2 tRNA genes are annotated in these 666 nt (G+C 55.0%); both read right to left on the reverse strand.

Annotated elements, in window-relative coordinates:
- Positions 1–158: 158 nt before the first annotated feature.
- Positions 159–234: transfer RNA gene (locus ELH03_RS37190), tRNA-Ala, on the reverse strand.
- 93 nt (positions 235–327) lie between these two features.
- Positions 328–404: transfer RNA gene (locus ELH03_RS37195), tRNA-Ile, on the reverse strand.
- Between the last annotated feature and the right edge of the window lie 262 nt (positions 405–666).

A 666-nucleotide genomic window follows, 5' to 3' on the forward strand; every position in this document is an offset into this window, starting at 1 on the left:
GGAACTGGGCTCGGACGCCTTGGGCAAAACCCAAAACACCTGGAAGCCTCCAGATCAATCTTCTCTTCACAATGTATGCAGAACAGGCACCAGCTCGAAGCCAGTGCAAAACTTTTATTTCTTCAAAGGATATCTCTCAGTCTCGACACCAAGCGAATTGGTGGAGCTGAGCGGGATCGAACCGCTGACCCCCTGCTTGCAAAGCAGGTGCTCTCCCAGCTGAGCTACAGCCCCAACCATCGCAAACACCTGACAGCAAACCGCCAGGATCAGGTAAACCCAAACAAACCACAATTCGCTACAGCAAACCTCATTTGCTGGTGCAAATGGTGGGCCCGGGAAGACTTGAACTTCCGACCCCACGCTTATCAAGCGTGTGCTCTAACCAACTGAGCTACGGGCCCATCTCGCCGAACTTCAAGCCTATCAAGGCTCTCCCATACAGGCCAGAGGCCGTCGCCGGTCGTCCGGCGCCCCCCGCGGAGCACAGCCCGAAGGGCGGTGCGTGCGTGAGCGCAAACCAATGGTTCGATATCCTTTTGAAGAAAGAGAAACGTGGACGGCGAAAGCTCGCCATACCGTCGTGACCGAAGTCATCGCGGCGTATTACGTTTCGATAGTCACCTGACTGGTGCCATCTATGTTCTAAAAAGCACGGGAAGGTTC

The organism is Rhizobium beringeri (assembly GCF_004306515.1).
Taxonomy (GTDB): Bacteria; Pseudomonadota; Alphaproteobacteria; order Rhizobiales; family Rhizobiaceae; genus Rhizobium; species Rhizobium beringeri.